The sequence below is a fragment of the Paenibacillus sp. FSL H8-0259 genome, from assembly GCF_037963255.1.
Taxonomy (GTDB): Bacteria; Bacillota; Bacilli; order Paenibacillales; family Paenibacillaceae; genus Paenibacillus_AQ; species Paenibacillus_AQ phytohabitans.
The window spans coordinates 6,376,634-6,396,850 of sequence record NZ_CP150147.1 but is presented as its reverse complement, the minus strand read 5'-3'; the positions used below and the strand labels follow the sequence as shown (position 1 = coordinate 6,396,850).

The window sequence follows — 20,217 nt, the reverse complement described above, 5'->3', positions numbered from 1 at the left end:
CGTCACCACACAGAATAGGGACAGGTTAGTGTTATGGATAGCTTCAGATCTTCAGGGGAAGAACCTCTGCTTACGCATGTGTTTGCGTTTGCAGGGGTTCTTTGTCGTTGCTGCGGCAGCGGGACAGGAAAAGAGTAGTTCCATTTTGACGGGAAGAAGAGAATAGACCCATGATTAAAGGAGAGATGCTGATGAACAGAAGGCCGCTCTTAAGCTTCACGATCTGCTGGATTGCCGGAAGTGCGGCAGGCTGTCTGTTCTCCGGACGCAGTCTGCTGATCTACCTCGCAGGCTTGCTGCTGCTGCCTGCAATCTGGGCGGTCAGCGGCGGTATACGCTGGAGAACGGCTGCTGTGTTCGGGCTGGCGATTGCTGCGGCAGCCATGTACTGGGAGTGGAGTGAGGCGCGTAACGTGAGCCTGCTGCCGGAGCAATTGGGGCGATCGGCAACCGAACTGAATGAGGCTAACGTTACAGCCGCTGGCGTTATTGCGTCTCCGGTGGAGCGGGACGGGGACCGGGTTGATTTTACGGTGAAGCTGTCACGGATCGGACTCGAGCGGCAGGGAAGTCAGGTGGACGAAACAGCGGCGAATGTAGAAACGGGAGCTAAAGTAGCTACAAAAGAAAAAGTAGCTGTCGTGGTAGCGGCAGGGGCAGCAGCAGATGCGGAAAATGGAGGAAGTGCAGAAGCTGAAGGTGCTGAAGCAGAAGCAGAAGCAGAAACAGGAGTAGGTGCAGACGCAATAACAGGAGCAGAAGAGGAAGCAAAAGGGGAACTGGTTGCCGTTCAAATCAAGCTTCAGGAAGAAAGCGAAATCGCTGTAGCTGCCCTATGGCAGCGGGGAGACCGGGTAGTCATTGAAGGAGAGCTGGCGCAGCCGCAGATAGCGCGTAACTTCGGCGGATTCGATTACCAAGCTTATCTGCTCACGAACAAAATCCACTGGCTGTTAAAAGGGAGCGGAACAGCCAGCGTAAAGGTTGCTCCTCCGGCATCGTGGCAGCTATCCGGCATTCTGCGCTGGAATGATAGGATGCGCGCCACCCTCGGTGCAGAGATGGAGCGCTTATTCGAGGAGCCGCATGCCGGTTATATGAAGGGACTCGTCATCGGCATCCAGGAGGATCTGGACCCGGAGACCTTTAAGCAATTCTCACAGCTGGGGCTGACTCATATTCTGGCGATCTCGGGAATGCATGTTGCGGTTTATGTCGGGGTGATCTTATTTCTTCTGCGCCGCTGCCGCTTCACGAGAGAAACAGCACTCACGGTAACATTACTGCTTGTACCAGCCTACGTACTGCTGTCCGGTGCCGGACCGTCAGTGGTTCGCGCCGGGATAATGAGCATGATTGCTCTGCTTGCCGCAAGGCTCGGTATCCTTAAGGATGGAATGAACATTCTGGCCGCTGCGGCGCTGATGATGCTGGTCTGGAACCCGTATCTGCTGCTCAGCGTCAGCTTTCAGCTGTCCTTTCTGGTGACAGCAGGTCTCATGGTATATACGCCGCTGGCCGCGCCATTGTTCAGATGTTTACCTAACTGGCTGGGCAGCGCCCTCTCGGTAACCTTCATTGCGCAATTGGTCTCTTTCCCGCTAACGATATATTATTTTAACCAATTTTCGCTGCTGTCCTTTGCCGCCAATCTGCTGCTCGTTCCTTTCATCACGTTCCTGGTGCTGCCGCTTGGTACGCTGGCGCTGCTGCTTGGACGGTTCTGGAATACTGCCGCCCTCTTAACTGTGCAGCTTGCAGAGCTGCTGAATAATGCTACGTTTGAGGCAGTGGAGTGGGTAAACGGGTTTACAGCAGGTGTGCTGATCTGGGCTTCACCTTCATTACTGTGGATTTGCCTATACTACGGACTACTTTACGGTGTGTTGTATGCGTTGAAGAGACGGACGGAGATTACGCTTGCTCCACAGTATATGGAGGATGAGACCCGGCCGCTGACCGAGCTGGAGCTGCCGGGAAAGAGCCGTGGTAAGGCCGGCAATACCAGCAGTAACAAGGCGGTCCCAGCGGCAGCTGCGAACAGCAGAAGAGCCGCGCTGGCCCTCCAGGCATTTCCGCATTCAGACGTTACGCGCTGGAGCAGTCTCGCCGCTATGCTGTGCGCCGCAGGTTTAGCCCTTCTGCTCTACAAAGGCTACTACGCAGAAGACCTGAACGGGACGGGAGCGATCAGCTACCTGGATGTGGGGCAGGGAGACAGCATCCTGATTACCACGCCGGGCGGAGCCCATATTCTGGTGGACGGCGGCGGAACGGTGAGTTTCGGGAAGAAGGAAGCCTGGCGAATCCGCCGCAGCCCGTTCGAGGTCGGAGCCAAGACGCTGCTGCCGCTGCTGAAGCAGCGGGGCATCCACCGGCTGGATGCGGTGATCCTGACGCATGGCGATCAGGACCATGCCGGAGGGCTGCAGGCGGTGCTGGAGGGTATGCCAGTGTCTGCTCTGCTGTTCAACGGGACGCTGGCAGATACGGAGCCGTACACCAAGCTGATGACTACAGCGCTTGCCGCAGGAGTCCGGCTGTATCCGGTACAGCAGGGCATGCTCCTGGCTCCGGATGAGGCGGCGCAGCTGCATTTTCTCTGGCCGGAGCCGCCTGCGGACGGGCAGACTCTGCCGGATGAAGTGGAGGATCAGAACCACGAATCGGTCGTGTTTCGGCTGGAGATGAACGGCCGCAGCTTTCTTTTCACAGGCGATATGGACCAGGCAGCGGAGGAAGCGATATTGCAATCCGCACAGCAGGCCGGAATACAGGCAGGTAAGCCCATCGACATCCTCAAAGTCGCTCACCACGGCAGCAAAACCGCCACCAGCGCAGACTGGCTGACCTTCTGGCATCCGGCAGCGGCGGTAATCTCTGCGGGTGTGAACAACCTCTACGGGCATCCAAATGGCGATGTACTAGACCGGCTAAAAGACGAAAATACAGAGGTATACCGGACCGACCAGCATGGCGAGATTCAGCTCAGGGTGGGTAAGGAAGGGATAATTATGAGACATAAGCTTAATATGAAGATTACGGAATAAACTATTTACGATGAACAAAAAAATACATCAAACCTTTTGCATTCCTTGGGTACATCACCTTTATGCACCCATGTGTCGACCATTTGATTAAAGAAGTCAGGCCTCGCCAGAGAGACCCCATGTCCAATGCCAGGGATGATCACGCCATTACAATTGGAGCTGGCAGCAACAAGATCCTTAGCGGATTGCTTCATCACAGCTTTTTCTTTCTCACCTACTGTAAACAGTATCTTGCCTGCGGCCTCACTGAAACCGGCTGGAATAGTGAACGTCATATTCTCTTCCAGCACTGCGATCAGGGCGTCAGGCGGCATCCGGCAGCTTTCTGCATAATATCGTTCAAAGTATTCATCGCCCAGATATAGTGTCTTAGCCTGGAGCCTGGAGAACCATCTCTGTTTAATTAAAGGGAAGGTTAGTCTGACTGCCGGTCCAATCCACTTTTTAGCGTATGGCATGGGTCTGACCAGAGCACTGTTTATTATGGCAAAATCAATGAGCGCAGGTCTCAGGCTTATCATCTGGACAGCAACCTGTGCACCTAAAGAGAATCCGACCAGGACGACTTTCTTTCCGCCTGCTTTTTCTCCGATCAATTGGATTAATTGTTCTGCACTGCTTTGAATTGAAAATATAATGTCATCATTACTTAACCCGTGTCCAGGCAAGTCTGGAACCATGCAATGATAATGGACGAAATACTTCACTTGTCTATCCCACATCCAGCCGCTCACTCCGCCACCGTGTAAGAATACCATCAGATAGGATGCACTTTGATCTCCAGATTCCTGAACATGCAAGGCCACACCGGCACACTTCCCTTCCACAAAATCAAATTCACTCCTACTGGTACGTTTCACGCAAGTATTAAGTCTCAAAAAAAGCACCCGTCAGCTTGTCTCTCAGCTGGCGGGTGCCTTATTAATTAAAACTATATAAGCTGAATAAAAGAATATAACCAAAAGCGGGAAGGATCGGAAGGGAATTTTGGAACTGTAGGAGCGGTAGCATCCGCCTTTGTATACGGATTTCCACCGCGAACAGCAGTTATAATCAGGAAATCTGTATACAACAGCGGCCGGAAGTCCAAATATTCTCTGTAGTGACGGCTGAGCTTTAAGTTAGGTTCTTAGATTCAGCTTCTATTTCAGAAGCTGAAATCCTCATCCCGTAAAGGCTCAACGTTCATCGCGCGGACGTAGCCGTTGCCTTTTTTGGAGAAAAAGTCATGCTGCTTGGTGTGGGTGCTGATGCCGTTCTGGACGATCGGGTTGATCTCTTCCTCTGCGAACAGCGGGTCCAGCCCCAGGTTCATCATCGCCTTGTTGGCGTTGTAGCGCAGGAAGGCCTTCACTTCATCTACAAGCCCGATCTGGGCGTAGATTTGCTCGGTATACTGCTCCTCGTTGGCATGCAGCAGACGCAGCAGTCCGACCAGCGTCTGGTAGACATCACGCTGATCGTCTTCGGACAGCTCCTCGAAGATCTCCTGGGCGAGCACGCCGACGTAGACGCCGTGGATGCTCTCATCCCGCAGGATCAGGTCGATGATCTCGCCGCTGCAGGTCATTTTGCCTTGGCCGGCCAGATAGAGCGGGTAGAAGAAGCCGCTGTAGAACAAGTAGCTTTCCAGCAGAACAGAGGCAGCCATTGCCAGATAGAGGTCTTTGGGCGACTCAATCTTCTTGTAATATTCCGAGATGGTCTCCGCCTTGAACTGCAGGAACGTATTGTCCTCCACCCAGCGGAAGATGCCGTCGATCTCCTCGGTCGAAGCAAGTGTTGTGAAAATACTGCTGTAAGACTTGGCATGGATCTGCTCCATCATCCCCATGAAGCCGAGGACCGCCTTGCGCTGCAAGCCGTCCACATGCTCCATAATTTGCGGCATGCCGACGCCGCCCTGGATGGTATCGAGCAGGGTCAGTCCGCCCAGCACCTTCATATAAGAGTCCTTTTCGATCTCGCTCAGCGTGAGCCAGGACATTTTGTCATCGGATAATGGAATTTCGTCGTCGGTCCAGAACTGCATAATATTCTGATTCCAGAACATCAGCGAGTAGTCGTCGTCGGGACGGTTCCAGTTCACGGCTTTGATTGCGCTCATAATGATCTATTCTCCCTTTCTGTACCTGTGCCCGCTCTTAGATGGAGCAGGACAGGCATTCCTCGACAGACAGTTTATTGGTCCGGGTGTAGTACAGGGATTTCAGCCCTTTGTGCGCCGCATACAGGTAAGAACGGGCCAGCTCACGGGTCGTTACATCACTGTTCACATGCAGGACCGTTGAGATACCCTGGTCGATATGAGGCTGAATTTCCGCAATCAGGTCAATCACCTTGAACTGGTCCATCTGGTACGCAGATTTATAGAAGAATACATTGTCCGGACGCAGGTAAGGCATCGGATAGTAGGTGGTCGAGTTGGCATACGTGCGTGTCTCGATCTGTTCTACAATCGGCATTACACTGGACGTGGCATTCTGGATGTAAGAGATGCTCGCAGTCGGCGCAATCGCCAGACGGTAGGCATGGTACAGGCCGTTCTTCATCACGTCATCACGCAGCTGCTTCCAGTCCTCGGTTGTAGGAATGTAGATGCCCTCGAACAGCTCCTGCGCTCTTGCAGTAACCGGACGGTAGTCCGTGGTCAGGTAACGGTCGAAATACACGCCGGATGCATAATCCGATTCTGCGAAGCCATGGAAGGTCTCGCCAGTCTCCGCAGCGATCTGCATACTCTTTTCGATCGAATGGAAGTTCATCGTCATGAAGAAGGTCCGGGCGAAATCGCGGGCCTGCTCACTCTCATAAGCAATCTTGTTCTTGGCAAAGTAACCGTGCAGATTCATCACACCCAGGCCGACGGAGTGCATCTCTTTGTTCGCTTTAGCCACACCCGGAGCATTGGAGACCGTAGTCATATCGCTGACTGCAGTCAAGGCGAGCATGCCTTCATGAACGGATTCACGAATCTTGCCATGCTCCATCACATTCACAATGTTGAGGGAAGCCAGGTTGCAGCTGATATCACGGCGGATCGCGTCCTGCTCTCCATAGTTGTTAATCTCGGAAGTCTCCTGCAATTGGAAAATCTCGGTGCACAGGTTCGACATCTTGATCTGACCCACATTACGCAAGGCGTGGGCGTTATTGGCATTGCTCTTGTTCATAATATACGGATAGCCCGATTCGAGCTGGATCATGGCGATTTTGGTCAGCATGTCGCGTGCGCTCATGGCAACTTTCTTCTTCACGCGCGAATCAGCAAGCAGGGTATCGTACATCACGTCCAGATCCATATCATCCAGATGCGTTCCATACGCCTGATACACAGTATAAGGAGCGAATACATGCAGCGGCTGATTATCCTGAGCGAGCTTGTAGAAGCGGTTAGGCACGATCAGGCCGATAGACAACGTCTTCAGGCGTGTCCGTTCGTCGGCGTTGATCTTCTTGCTGTCCAAGAATTCTAGTACGTCCCAGCCAAAAATATTATAATAAGCCGCACCCGAACCCTTGCGCTGGCCCATTTGGTCCGCGTAGGAGAAGCCGTCTTCCATGAGCTTCAGGACAGGCATGATGCCCTTGGCAGCATCCTCGACGCCCTTAATCGTCTCGCCGCGCGAGCGCAGCTTGGACAGATTGACCGCAACACCGCCGCCGATCTTGGACAGCTGCATGCAGGTGTTCAGTACATAGTTGATCGAATTGAGCGAGTCGTCCATTTCCAGCAGGAAGCAGGAGACCATCTCACCACGGCGGCTCTTGCCGGCATTGAGGAAGGTCGGGGTAGCCGGCTGCAGGCGCTGCTCCATCATCGAGCGGGCCAGCGTGCGGGCTGTCTCCACGTTGCCGCGTCCCAGATGCAGGGCCACCACAGCTACGCGGTCCGGGTAATGCTCAAGGTATTGCTTACGGTCATTGCTTTTGACGGCATAGTCTGTGTAGAACTTGGAAGCCGCCATATAGGAAGGGAACTGGAAGTTATATTCGTGGGCAATCCGGTAGACGTCCTCCATCTCAGCTGCGGAATAACGGTCATACAGGTCCTCGTAGTAATCATTGGCAATCATATAATCGATCTTTGCTTTGGTTGTTGTGAAGGTCAGGCTGCGCCGCTCCACATCCCGCATGAACTCGGCTACCGCCTCCTGGTCCTTATCCAATTGGAAAAAGCCGCTTTCGTCTCTCTTCATCAACATGTTGTTCAGTTCAATATGCCGCAACCCGGTCCACCTCCTGTTTTATGCGCTGTACATCACCAAATGTTCCCGACAACTCAAACTTGCCGACCACCGGTACGTTGTAACGCTGTGCAATTAAATCTGCGCTGTGCGCGTATAGCTCACCCCAGTTTTTGTTGCCGCTCGCGGCGATGCCTTTGAGCCTGGAATGGTTCTTCTCTAAGAAAGAAGCTACCTTCTCTGGAATCTGTCCAAATCCGGTGGTGTATGTAACAAGCACGTAAGGCTCGTCGATCGTCATATGCTCTTCGATTTGAACAGCAGGAAGCTTCAGCTTATTGATGAACCTTCTAACGTTGCCGGTCTTGGAATCGTAAGCAATCAACATGGTCCCTAACCTCCTATAACATGTAGCTATTTCTACTTGACAAATGATGACGGGCAATTTCACTAGATTTATTGGCTTTTCTATTATATACACTATATTTAGTAACGTTTAATCATTTTACTACCATATATTGAAAAGTCAATAGACCCACAGGTCCTTCTAACCCCCTGATTTGCCTATGAAAAAGGGAGAAAACCACGCCCCGCCTGCATTCTATTCTCTTATAATTTATTAGTATTTTTTTTAAGCTTTTTTGTGCGCCGGTGTCCGGCGAGAATTGATCAATAGTGAAAGAAAAGCATTCATTACCCTCCTTCATGCCCGGCCCCTGTCAATCTATAATAAAAGAAAAGTTCCGATACAGAAGGAAGATAGGAGTAAATTCATGAATAATGCTGCTGCAAAGCAAGCCCCTGCGGGTTCTTTGAAAACGGTTCCGCCTGGAAAAACACGGATCAAACGCTGGGAATCTCCGCTCGCCGGCTATCTGTTTCTCTCTCCGTGGTTAATAGGTTTTTTCCTGCTGACCCTGGGGCCGATGATTATGTCCCTGTATTACTCGCTTACCGATTACTCGCTGCTGGAAGCACCGGAGTGGGTCGGATTTGCCAACTACACGAGAATCTTCACCCAGGATGATGTGTTTCCGTCTTCGCTGCGGATCACGATTACCTTCGTGCTGCTGACCGTGCCGCTGCGGCTGATGTTCGCCCTGGCGATTGCCATGCTGCTGAACCGCAAGATCAGGGGGATCAGCTTTTACCGGACGATGGTGTATTTCCCCTCATTGATCGGGACAAGTATCGCCGTATCGATTCTCTGGAAGAATATTTTCAGCCGCAACGGCTTCATTAATGACTTCCTGGGGATCTTCGGGATCAAGGGACCGGCATGGATTGCGGATCCGAAGTATGCACTGGGTACGCTGATCCTGCTGATGGTCTGGCAGTTCGGCTCGTCGATGATTATTTTCCTGGCCGGACTGAAGCAGATTCCGGGTGATCTGTACGAAGCGTCGTCTGTGGACGGAGCCAGCAAATTCCGCCAGTTCATCTCGATCACACTGCCGATGCTCTCACCGATCATTATGTTCAATGCCATTCAGACGATGATCAATACGTTCCAGATGTTCACCCAGGCATTTGTCATCACGAACGGCGGTCCGGTGAAATCTACGTTTGTTTACGTCATGTATCTGTATGAAGAAGCCTTTACCAAGTTCCACATGGGGTATGCCTCGGCGCTGGCCTGGGTGCTGCTGCTGCTGATCGGGCTGTTCACGGCCGTGCTGTTCGGAACTTCGAAATATTGGGTGTTCTATGAATCGCAAGGAGGCAAGAAATAATGGATGCTACCCGCTCAAGCAAAAAAATATTAACGCATGTATCTCTCCTCGTCGTCAGTCTGATTATGATGTATCCGATTTTTTGGTGGCTGGGTGCCTCGCTGAAGACGAATGAGGAGATGAGTTCGGCGGGTCTGTTCCCGAAGATTCCGCACTGGGCCAACTTCTCCGAAGGCTGGGTATCGGTGCCGAACTTTACTTTTACCCACTTCTATCTCAATACCTTTGAGCTTGTACTAGGTGTGCTGTTCACAAGTGTGATCTCCTGCAGTCTGGTTGCCTTTGCATTCTCCAGACTTGATTTCCCGCTGCGCAATTTCTGGTTCGCCATTATGCTGGTTACCCTGATGCTGCCAACCCAGGTTACGATTGTACCCCAGTATGTCATGTTCAGCGGCTGGGGCTGGATCAACACCTATCTGCCGTTCTACATTCCCCATCTGTTCGCCGGCGGGATCGGCGGCCCGTTCTTCATCTATCTGTTAGTCCAGTTTATGCGCTCCGTCCCCAAAGAGCTGGATGAGGCGGCCAAAATCGACGGCTGCTCCTGGTTCAGCATCTACTGGAGAATTATGCTGCCGCTGGTGAAGCCTGCGCTGGTTACGGTGGCGATCTATGCCTTCCTCTGGAACTGGGATGATTTCTTCGGGCAGATGCTTTATATTAATACTGTTGAAAAATACACGATCAATCTCGCACTTAAGCTGTTCATAGATTCACAGGGATCAGTGCCGTGGGGCCAGATGCTGGCCATGTCGCTTCTATCCATTACTCCGTCCGTACTGATCTTCTTCCTCGCCCAGAAGCATTTCGTGGAAGGGATGTCTGCGGGGGCGTTGAAGGGCTAGGATGCCTTATAAATTATCTAATAAGAGGGAATTAAAGCTGCGATGGTTCGCGGCTTTCTTTCTATGATTAGGACCATACAGGTTTCATGAGATATAGCAGGAGGATTCCACATGCGGGTTAACCCCTTTAAAACGCTGCGCATCGATGTTGTTTTCTTCTTTGGCTTCGCGCTGATTGTGGCAGCCCTGGTCGGCGTGACTGTCTTTTTCAGTTATGTAAGCGGGTCCAGAGAAATTGCCGGCAACACATCCTATTACCAGCAGAAGCTGCTCATTGAGCTGCATAAGAAGCTGAACACCAATCTCGTGGATATTGAGCAAAGCTCCAATACGGCTGCTCAGAATTTGAGCGACCAGTATGAAGCGATGCTGAATGGCACCCCGTATGATCGGGTGCGGGGACAAGCCAGTATCCGCTCCCAATTGAACAACTATGTATTCGGGATGCCGATCCTGCAGTCAATCCATGTCTATTCGGATATGACGCCGACTTATAATGTGCAGGAGTTTGTACAGTTCCTGCCGCTTGCACAGATGGAGCAGGAGGTCTGGTATGAGGATTTGCGCAACTCCGATTACAGCTGGCTGAGAGAGCGGATTATCAAGACCAACAGCGGGGATACCTCGGTGATTAGCTTTGCCCGCAAGGTCCATAACCGCTTTAACCGGTCGATTGCTGTGATGATCTTCAATGTTCGGGTTCCGGCCTTTCAGTCGCTGATTGCCACGGAGGACAACCGCTCCAACCTGGCACTGCTTGATGCCACGGGCAAGCTGATTACAGCTACAGGCGACCCCGGCTTCTTCGTGCAGAATGAGGCGCAGATCAAGACCCATCTCGATTCTCAGACGAACGGCGCCAAGCGGACCGGTGACGAATTTCTCGTATGGTCCTCCTCGCTCGATTCCCAGTGGTCACTGGTAGAGATTACCTCCTGGAGTCAGATCACGGCGGGAAGCCTGAAGCAGACGCAAATTATTCTGGCATTCGGGATCGCCACCATTGTGCTGATTCTGCTGCTGGCTGTATTCCTGTCCCGTCAGTTCGTCAAGCCGATTGGACTGCTGCTGAAAGCAATGAGCAATTTTTCACTAAGTAAACGGACTTCGCTGCCTGAAGATTATCGGAATGAATTCGGCCGTCTGTTCCAAGGCTATGAGAAGCTGACCTACCGGATTGAAGAGCTCTATGAGAGCCTGGAGGAGCAGCATGAGCGGCAGCGGGCTGCTGAGATTAAAGCGCTGCAGATGATGATCAACCCTCATTTCCTCTACAATTCGCTGGATCAGGTCAACTGGATGGCGATTGAGGCTTCGCAGCCGCAGATAAGCAATATGCTGGCGCATCTGGGACAATTTTTCCGGCTCGCCCTATCGAACAGTGATAGTCTTGTACCGCTGTCGGAGGAGCTGGCCCATATTGAGAGCTATCTGCAGTTCCAGAAGATCCGCTGGGAGGACCGCCTGGATTACCGTGTGCTGCTCGAAGATGAGGCCCGAAACCTGTTTGTGCCCAAAATTATTCTGCAGCCGTTTGTCGAGAATGCCTTCATACACGGGTTCCACGGTAAACAGCAGGCATCGTTAACTATTGCGGTCAGTATCCAGAATAGCCGGCTGCTGCAGATTAAAGTGACAGATAACGGCCGCCAGCTGCAGGAGAACTGGCAGGAGAAGCGGAGTGCCAAGGGTGGTTACGGGCTGCGGAATGTCCGCGAAAGGATTGTTGCGCTGTTTGGTGAACCCTACGGCTTCACGCTGGGCAACTCACCGGATGGCGGTACACAGGCGGTCATCCTTCTGCCTATAGTCCATACACCATCTCATAAAGGAGGATTGCAGCATGTGGAAAGTAGTGATCATTGACGATGATTTCCAGGTCGTGAGGGGACTCCGTAAAGTCATTCCCTGGGAAGAGCTGGACGCCGAATTTGCCGGTGAAGCCATTGATGGCGAGGCAGGCCTCAAGCTGATTGCCGAGGTGAACCCGGATATAGTCCTGACCGATATTTATATGCCTGTGATGAACGGGATTCAGATGATCGAACAGCTGAAAGCCGGGGATTTCGCCGGCCGGTTCGTGATCTTAAGCGGATACAATGATTTCGAATACGCCCGGACTGCGCTCCGCCTCGGGGTGGATGATTATTTGACCAAGCCTGTGACGGTGGAGCAGATCCGCAGCGTATTGTCGGAAACGATTGAGAAGCTGGAGGAGACCTATCTGCACCGTCTGAATCTTGGAGAGGTGCAGTCACCTGAGCGGCGCGAAGAGCTATGCCTTGAGGAATGGCTGGCTGGCGAGTTGAACGGCTGGGGCCAGAGCTCCGAAGCATCGGTTCCGGCGGAGCTGCTTAAGGAACGGAAATATACGGTGATGATCATCGAGGTGCTGTGGACCGAACGCATCCGCAGTATTTCCCTGGCGGATTGGAGCCTGTTCAAATTCGCTGTCTCCAACATTGTTGCCGAGGTATCCGGCCGGGAGTGGCCGGACACCTGCTTCGTCTGGCTGTTCGGCAACCATGGAGCACTGCTGCTGCCATCGGCAGAGCGGGAGGGGGAGCAGGCAATAGGGCAGGCTGCAGACCGGCTGGGAGAGCTGATGGTGGGCAGCATGAAGACCTATCTCGGACTTGAGATCCGCTTCGGAACCGGCACTGCGAAATCCGGCTGGAGAGGAATCAAACCGTCCGGCGACGAGGCGCTGCAGAGACTGTTCGCCAAGCAGCCGCTGAATCTGCAAAGCGGGAATAATCCGGATGATGGAAAAGCGGCTGCAGCAGTTGAGGTGTCCCTGCTGACCGATTACTACCAGAGTATAACCAAAGCGCTGCAGGAAGAGCGTGACGATGAAGTCATGCGGCTGATCCGCCTGTACCTGCACCGCAGACAGCCGGAAATGCCGGTGGATCCGGTATCCTTCCGAATGCTGGCAGCGGAGCTCTGGACCATGCTGCATAACGCCATGCTGATGGCCGGAATTCCCGGCCGCAGCGATGATGAAGGGCTGGCGCTGCGCGAGCTGAGTGAGATGACGGAGCTTCCGAAGATTGAAGAATGGCTGGAGACACAGCTCCGCAGCCTCCGCCGGGCGCAGGTTCCGGCTATTCAGGAGAAGCACCGCAAAGCGGTACAATTCATGACGGAATACATCCACAAGCATTATGCGGAGGATATTACGCTGGAGCTTCTGGCCTCGCAGCTGTATATCTCCAAGAATTATTTGAATCAGCTGTTCAAGAAAGTGACCGGAGAAACGTTCACCAACTACGTTATCCGTGTGCGGATTGAGAAGGCCAAAGCGCTGCTGCTGGAAGGCAGCCATCTGATCTATGAGGTCTCGGAGATGGTCGGATACCAGAATGTTCCATATTTCAGTACCCTGTTCAAGAAGTATTGCGGTGTCAGTCCCAGTGAGCTGATCAAACGCTAGATTGAAGTGGATATTGAAAGATTTGTGTTCATTACTCTTCTATACGGTGAATAGCCCCGGTGATAATATCGACCTATAAATGTTGGCTCAGCTGACAGAAGGGGGAAATTGAAATGCAGAAGAAGGTTAAAAAAAGTTTTCTTGCAATCGCTTTAATGACGATGGTTGCAGCGACTGCTGCTTGCGGAAACAACACTAATAACGCAGCGAACAGCACTACCGCGGGGGGCACTACAGCTGCGGCTACCACAGCTCCGGCAGGAGCAACTGGAGACGCCGGCACGCCGTTGACGCTCACATTAACCTGGTGGGGGTCCCAGGCAAGACATGACGCTACACTGAAGGCGCTCGACCAATATAAGGCGCTGAATGCGAATGTTACGTTTCAGACGCAGTTTTCCGGCTGGGACGGCTATTTTGACAAGCTGGCTGTACAATACTCCGCCAAAAGCGCGCCGGATATCATCCAGATGGATGCGGCTTATCTGAATGATTATGCGGCCAGAGGGCTGCTGGCTGATCTGAAGGACGTCAATGTGGATAATATTGAGGCTGCTACTGTAGACGGCGGTAAAGTAAACGGTACCCAATACGCTATGCCGCTGGGTGTTGCTGCACTTGGTATGGTATATGACAAGACGGTTGTTGAGAAGCTGGGCCTGGAAGCGCCGGACTTCGGCTGGACCTGGGATGATTATTATGCCTTCGGTGAAGCGGCCAAAGCGAAGCTTGGCGAGGATAAATATGTGTTCGCTGATCAGAGCGCCGATCTGGTAGACTACACCGCCTATCAATACAGCATGGGCAAAGGGTATATCTTCGACGCCGAAGGTAATCTTAGCATCGACAAGGACACATGGATCGGCTTCATGACCAAAATGAATGAGCTGCGTGACAGAGGCATCCTGACTCCGGCCGATATCACCACTACCGATAAAGAGCTTGACCCGCAGCTGGACAGCGTCATCAACGGCAATGCCGTAGTGCGTCACCTGTTCTCTAACCAGGTCGGCTCCATTGAAGCCCTGAAGCCGGGTGCATTCGGTTATGCCTCTATGCCGTACGGTACGGAAGCAGGCGGCTGGCTGAAGCCGGGAATGTTCTGGAGCGTTAATGCCCAGTCCGCCAACCAGGCGGAAGCCGTCAAATTTGTAGACTGGTTCGTGAACAATGAGGAAGCCGGCCAGACGCTGGGTCTGACACGCGGTACACCAATCAACTCCAAAGTGATTGAAGCACTCACGCCTACCTTCAGCGATGCGGACAAAACTTCGCTTGATTTCCTGAACAAGGTAACGCCGGATGCGCAGCAGTTCATCAATGACCCTCAAGGCTGGGGGAATTTCAAGAACGATTACAAAACGATTGTAGAAAAACTGCAGTTCAAGCAATCCACACCGGACAAAGCTTATGAAGAGCTGCTGAAGCTGGCAGAACAATACGCTGCGGAAACCAAATAATCCGCTATCGGGACCAGCCGCAGGTGCGGCTGGTTCTTTTTGTACAAGATAGTCCAGAATTGAAAGAACAACCGCGGAATGGAATGCATTTGTGTTCTAAAGTGAAAGATTCCGGTTCTATTCTCTCTCATGGAGAAGCTGAATGATCCTTTATAATGGGCACGTACTCATGATAACGCTTTCTTTCGGGAGGCGGAAAATAAGTTACGGGGAGGTTAGTTATTATTATGAAGGCAATCAGGTGTAGCAAAAGTAAATCATGGCTGTCCGTGCTGATCATTACGGTAATATTGTTTGGAATGTTTCCGGGTGCAGGCCCGGCAGAGGCAAAGACAACTCAGGGTTCGGGCACCGTTTATTATGTTGACAGTACTGCAGGCAGCGACAGCAATCCGGGCACGGCTGACAGCAGTCCGTGGCAGACGCTGGGCAAAGTGAACGGTACGGTCTTTCAGCCGGGTGACCGGATTCTGCTGAAATCCGGCAGTATATGGAATAACCAGACGCTGGCACCCCAGGGTTCGGGCAGCGCAGGCAAGCCGATTATCATTGACCGCTACGGCAGCGGGGATAAGCCTAAGATCAAGGCGAACGGGCAACATGCCGATGCGATTACCTTGAGTAGTCAGCAATTCTGGGAGATCCGTAATCTGGATGTATCGAATACCGCGCCGATAACGGGCAGCTTCGCCCAGTCGCTAGGCGATTTCCGCGGAATCCATGTCACGGGCGCGGATGCCGGCAAGCTTGAGTATATCCGTATCAGCGGTGTAGATGTGCATGATGTATCGGGAGAAATCGCCTGGATCAGCGGCACTGTGCCGCCGGTACCTGACCCGGGAATCCGCTTCAAGACCGGCTGGGACGGATCGAAGAAAACCGGCGGCATTGTGTTCGACACAAAGGTTGCCGACCCGAAGCACCCGCAGCAGGCTACTGTTTTCAACGATGTGATTATTGAGAATTCAACGGTTAAGAACACGTCATTCGGCGGGATCATATTCAAGCAGTATGCCGGTGATGGCGGCGGGGACAGCAGCAGCGGTGTCGTAAGCACCGGCTGGGGTACACGCGACAGTGAGAGTGATCCGAAATTCACCCCTCATACGAACATCATCATCCGGGGCAACTATATTACGCAGAAGGACACGGATTTCGGCTGCAATGCGATGTATCTGACCGGGGTGAGAAGTGCGATCGTAGAGAATAACGTAGTGGAAGGTGCAGGCACTTCCGGAATTGAGACTTATTATGCTGATGATATAGTCATCCAGTATAACGAGGTGTTCAAGACCTCCCAAAAAGCAGGCGGAGCGGATTCCAACGGCATTGACCCTGACAAGGGAACGACCAAAATGCTGATCCAGTACAATTATGTGCATGACAACGGGGACGGTATCCTGATCTGCCAGTTCAGCTTCGGGGATACCATCATCCGCTACAATGTGCTGGAGAGCAATACCCGTTATCCGATCTACCTGCATTCGGACAAGAAAGCAGTAGCTGAGGTATACAACAATACGATCTATAATGATGCCAGCGGGTATATGATCTACGGCTACGGTACCTCGCTGAATGCCACCTACAACATCCGCAACAATATTCTGTATACAACCCGCGCCGTTCAGGAACTGACGGTGAGCCCGACGATTACTTATGACAATAACAGCTACTATTCTACGGTTGGCACACTTACGCCCCCGGCAGGCGATCTTCATGCCTTGACCGGTAATCCGCAGCTGACAGATCCGGGGAAGGGTATATCCGGTTCTGAAGCAGACGGACCTGCTTTAGGCAGCCTCGGCAGCATATATCAGCTGAAGCCGGAATCTATGCTGGTTAACCGGGGAGTGAATATTCTGGCTGAAAGCTCCGGAGTACAAGATTTCGCAGGGCAACCGCTCTACAATGGTAACGCTGATCCCGGGGCATTCGAGTATTATGATGCTTCGCTGAACACAGCAGCTGTGGCTGGCAGGGTGACGAACAGCGCAGGCAATGGCATGAGCGGCGTCACGGTAAGTGATTTGTCCGGCAGCGGGCTGCAGGCCGTTACGGACAACTCCGGCTATTATGTCATTAAAGGTGCCGTTGTCGGCAGCAGCATCAACCTGCAGGCCGTTAAGAACGGCTATACTCCAGGCGAAACCGGGAGCTTCAGCGTTGAGGCAGGCAATGTCATTACCCGCGATCTGCGGCTGACCTCTAACGCGGCAACAGGCTCCATCACCGGTAGGGTGCTGGATGGCGGGTTGGCTGCAGCGGCAGGAGTGACAGTGACCCTTATGCTGGATGGATTACCTGTACTGAGCGCTGAGAGTGATCTTAACGGTCTGTACAGCTTCCCGGCAGTGGAGGTAGGGGAGAATTATACAGTCTCCGCGGCTAAAGAGGGCTTCAGAACGGCAGAGGTGCCCGGCATTCATGTGGAGCCAGCGCTCAACACGGCCGTATCTGAGCTGTATGTGGTAAGCAAGCAGGCGGTCTTGCTGAGTGCTTCCGGTTACAATGATCTGGACACAGATGCCAAGCCGGGCGAACCTTGGACGGTGACGGCTAACGGCGGGAGTGTGGGGGCAGCTGAACTGCCAAGTGCCTCCGACAAAAGCATCAAGCTTACCCGCAGCAGCAATAGCGGCAATACCTCCATGGCGCAGACCTTTGCTGCCGGAAGTCTGAAGGGTATAGTCACGCTGACGGCCGATGTCATGAAGCTCGACAATGCGGGCAGTACGAACTGGATCAGCCTGCCTTATATTTATAGCAGTGCCGGAACAGCGAGTACGAACGTGGGTGTATCGCTGGCTTTTTCCAAAGGGCAGATTGTCGCTTACAAGGGCGGAACTTCGACTAATCTAATGCCTTATGAACCGGGTACATGGTACAACCTGCGGCTGGTGATGAACACCGGATCCGGCAAATTCGATCTGTACGTCAATGATATTCCAGTCGTCCAGCAGGCCGCCTTCCGTAATAAAATTCCCGATATCGGCCGCATTGACTACTACGCCAACAGCTCTAATTATGGCACGGCCTATATCGATAATGTACAGCTCTATCAAGGAATTCCCTATGAGCGTAATGATGCCGGAATAACAGAGGTTACGGCGGATCTGGGCCCTCTGACCAAACAAGGAGAGGATTACAGTCTGGAGGTTCCGTACTTTATGGAGACTGTACAGCTGACAGCGACGGTAAACAGCCCAAACATTTCTTCTTTGACTATCAATGGTCTGGCAGCTATAAGCGGACAGCCTTCAGAAGAGGTTATGCTGGAAGAAGGCGTTAATACCATTCCGGTAGTTGTTACTGCCGAAGACGGCGTTACAGCACGCACAGTTAATGTAATTATTAACCGTACACCTGCTGCACTTGATTCTACCCTGCGGAACCTGCGGATTGCTGGCAGCAAAGGTGAGGCATTATCGCTCTCTCCCGCATTTGCTTATGATCAGGACAGCTATACGGTGAGCGTTCCGGCAAGCGTATACGGGTTGAAGGTAATGCCGCTGGCAGGAGCATCCGGCACGGAGATCCGCGTGAATGGAACAGTGACCGGCAGCAGCGAAGCCTCTGAAGAGATTACGCTTAGGGAGAGCGTCAGTGAAATTGCTGTGACGACTGCCTCGGCAGATGGCACGGATTATAGAACCTATCTATTTACTGTCAACTGGGAAGGAACTTATATTCCCGCTGAACCTGAACCTGAGCCTGAGCCTGAGATTAGGGATTCCGCAGTGAATCCGTTATCCGCAGTCTTTGATAAGAATCCGGCAAATCGTCAGCCGGTTATGCTTGAAGTAGAGTGGAACGGCAATACGCTCTCAGCGATCCGCAGTGGCGGGACGGAACTGGGCGAAACGGATTACAGCGTCACCGGCAATGTGTACGGCATCGCAACTTCATACCTCGTTCAGCAGCCGCTGGGTACGATAACGCTGGTCTTCGATTTCGACCAGGGTAAGGATGCCACTGTGGCTATCCGGATTATGGATACGACTGAGGGAACAGATCCGGGAACATCGGAGCCAGGGACAGATCCGGGAACAACAGAGCCAGGGACAGATCCGGGAACAACGGAGCCGGGGACAGATCCGGGTACGACGGAGCCGGGAACAGATCCGGGTACAACGGAGCCGGGAACCAGTCCGGAGACAGGGACTGCTCCGGTAAATTCCGGCGGCACCGGCAGTTTAACTGCTGTGCTGCCGGCTGTGACGGTCAGCAGCGGTAAGCTGACCGCGAACCCGCAGTCCGCTGCCGGAGCGGCAACGGCGCAGGTGGCCCTGACCCGGGAAGCGCTGGAGCAGGCGCTTGCTCTTGCGGCGGCAGAGGGCAACAGCGGGAACCGGATAACGGTGACCGTTAACCCGTCCGCAGGCGCTGCCGCCTATGAAATCTCACTGCCCGCCACAGCTTTGAGCGCACCAGCGCAGGGGCAGACGCTGGAGATTCAGACAGCGTTGGCTACAGTAGTTCTGCCCGCCGGGATGCTGGAGGGTGAACAGGCGGTGCTGGAAGATACGGTGGTGCTGAAGATTTCTGCAGCGGATATAACCGCCGCGAATTCACTGGTTACCACTGCAAACGGAGGAAGACCCGCAGTGGAACTCTCTATCAGCTCCGGCGGCAAGGAGTTGAGCTGGAAGAATAGTTCAGCGCAGGTAGAGGTCAGCATTCCCTACAAGCTGACTACCGCCGAACTGTTGAATGCTGAATTCCTGGCCATATGGCATATTGATGAGAACGGCCTCAGCCACCCGGTTACCGGAGGCCGCTATAAACCGGAATCCGCAGCAATAAGCTTTAAGGTCCGCCACTTCAGCACTTATGCTGTGGTATTAAACCGCATATCTTTTGCTGATCTTGGGACTGCACACTGGGCCAGCCGGCCGGTTGCAGTACTGGCGTCTACAGGCATTCTGAATGGCGTCTCCGCCCATTCCTTCGCCCCGGACGCGGCCGTCACCAGAGCTGATTATACTCTTATGCTGATGCGTACATTCGGCCTGGAGAGCAGCGGGGCCGCAGCATCCGGATTCACAGATGTGCTGCCGGGCAGCTACTTCTATGAAGCGGTGAATGCTGCCCATAGGCTGGGGATCGTCAGCGGCAGCACGGATGGAAGCTTTGCTCCGGCTGCGCCGATTACGAGACAAGAAATGATTGTCATGACCGACAGAGCGCTGGAGCTTGCGGGAATCCATGCTCCGTCCTCTGATAGCAGTACTGCCGGGACCGCGGCGGCAGGCATCAGGGATCTGGATTCTGTAGCCGGTTATGCCGCAGAAGCCGTGAACCGCATGCTTGAAGCCGGATGGATTCAGGGGGACGGCGGAATGATTCAACCCGTAAAGACAGCCAGCCGCGCGGAAGCGGCAATGCTTCTGTATAATATTTACAAAGAAATGTAGCAGCCGCATCATTACAACCCCCAAGCGATAAGCCGCTTGGGGGTTGTTGTTTTTTTGCAGGACAGAGCCTGGCGAAGATAAGCTGCAGC

General features: G+C 53.0%; 11 protein-coding genes. 7 read left to right on the top strand and 4 right to left on the bottom strand.

What is annotated here, in order from left to right; genetic code table 11:
• The first annotated feature begins 170 nt into the window (after positions 1–170).
• Positions 171–3,050: a ComEC/Rec2 family competence protein gene (locus NSU01_RS27445; RefSeq protein WP_076245096.1), complete on the top strand. Its 2,880-nt coding sequence runs from the start codon at positions 171–173 to the stop codon at positions 3,048–3,050.
• A gap of 5 nt (positions 3,051–3,055) precedes the next feature.
• On the opposite strand, the gene NSU01_RS27440 is transcribed toward NSU01_RS27445, so the two are convergent.
• From NSU01_RS27440 to nrdI, 4 genes are all read right to left on the bottom strand, one after another.
• On the bottom strand, positions 3,056–3,910 hold the full coding sequence (locus NSU01_RS27440) for an alpha/beta hydrolase (protein ID WP_305954214.1): 855 nt from the start codon (positions 3,908–3,910) through the stop codon (positions 3,056–3,058).
• A 287-nt stretch (positions 3,911–4,197) separates the two neighbouring features.
• A complete protein-coding gene (nrdF, locus tag NSU01_RS27435) occupies positions 4,198–5,157 on the bottom strand; it encodes a class 1b ribonucleoside-diphosphate reductase subunit beta (protein WP_042139485.1) in 960 nt (319 codons plus the stop codon).
• Between the two features lie 37 nt (positions 5,158–5,194).
• Positions 5,195–7,279, bottom strand: a complete 2,085-nt coding sequence (gene nrdE, locus NSU01_RS27430; protein WP_076245094.1) for a class 1b ribonucleoside-diphosphate reductase subunit alpha — start codon at positions 7,277–7,279, stop codon at positions 5,195–5,197.
• A complete protein-coding gene (gene nrdI / locus NSU01_RS27425; protein ID WP_042139483.1) occupies positions 7,266–7,625 on the bottom strand; it encodes a class Ib ribonucleoside-diphosphate reductase assembly flavoprotein NrdI in 360 nt (119 codons plus the stop codon). Before nrdI ends, nrdE begins: the two co-directional genes overlap by 14 nt.
• Before the next feature lie 385 nt (positions 7,626–8,010).
• Between nrdI and NSU01_RS27420 the strand changes: the two genes are divergently transcribed.
• The 6 genes from NSU01_RS27420 to NSU01_RS27395 all read left to right on the top strand — a co-directional run bounded on the left by NSU01_RS27420 (position 8,011) and on the right by NSU01_RS27395 (position 20,128).
• Positions 8,011–8,970: a sugar ABC transporter permease gene (locus tag NSU01_RS27420; protein ID WP_076245091.1), complete on the top strand. Its 960-nt coding sequence runs from the start codon at positions 8,011–8,013 to the stop codon at positions 8,968–8,970.
• Positions 8,970–9,818, top strand: coding sequence for a carbohydrate ABC transporter permease (locus NSU01_RS27415; RefSeq protein ID WP_076245089.1), 849 nt, complete (start codon positions 8,970–8,972; stop codon positions 9,816–9,818). The genes NSU01_RS27420 and NSU01_RS27415 overlap by 1 nt, the downstream gene beginning before the upstream one ends.
• Before the next feature lie 111 nt (positions 9,819–9,929).
• Positions 9,930–11,684: a sensor histidine kinase gene (locus NSU01_RS27410; RefSeq protein WP_076245086.1), complete on the top strand. Its 1,755-nt coding sequence runs from the start codon at positions 9,930–9,932 to the stop codon at positions 11,682–11,684.
• Positions 11,662–13,254: a response regulator transcription factor gene (locus NSU01_RS27405; RefSeq protein ID WP_076245084.1), complete on the top strand. Its 1,593-nt coding sequence runs from the start codon at positions 11,662–11,664 to the stop codon at positions 13,252–13,254. Before NSU01_RS27410 ends, NSU01_RS27405 begins: the two co-directional genes overlap by 23 nt.
• Positions 13,255–13,367: 113 nt before the next feature.
• A complete protein-coding gene (locus tag NSU01_RS27400) occupies positions 13,368–14,714 on the top strand; it encodes an extracellular solute-binding protein (RefSeq protein WP_076245082.1) in 1,347 nt (448 codons plus the stop codon).
• A 227-nt stretch (positions 14,715–14,941) separates the two neighbouring features.
• A complete protein-coding gene (locus NSU01_RS27395) occupies positions 14,942–20,128 on the top strand; it encodes an S-layer homology domain-containing protein (protein ID WP_076245080.1) in 5,187 nt (1,728 codons plus the stop codon).
• Positions 20,129–20,217: the final 89 nt, after the last annotated feature.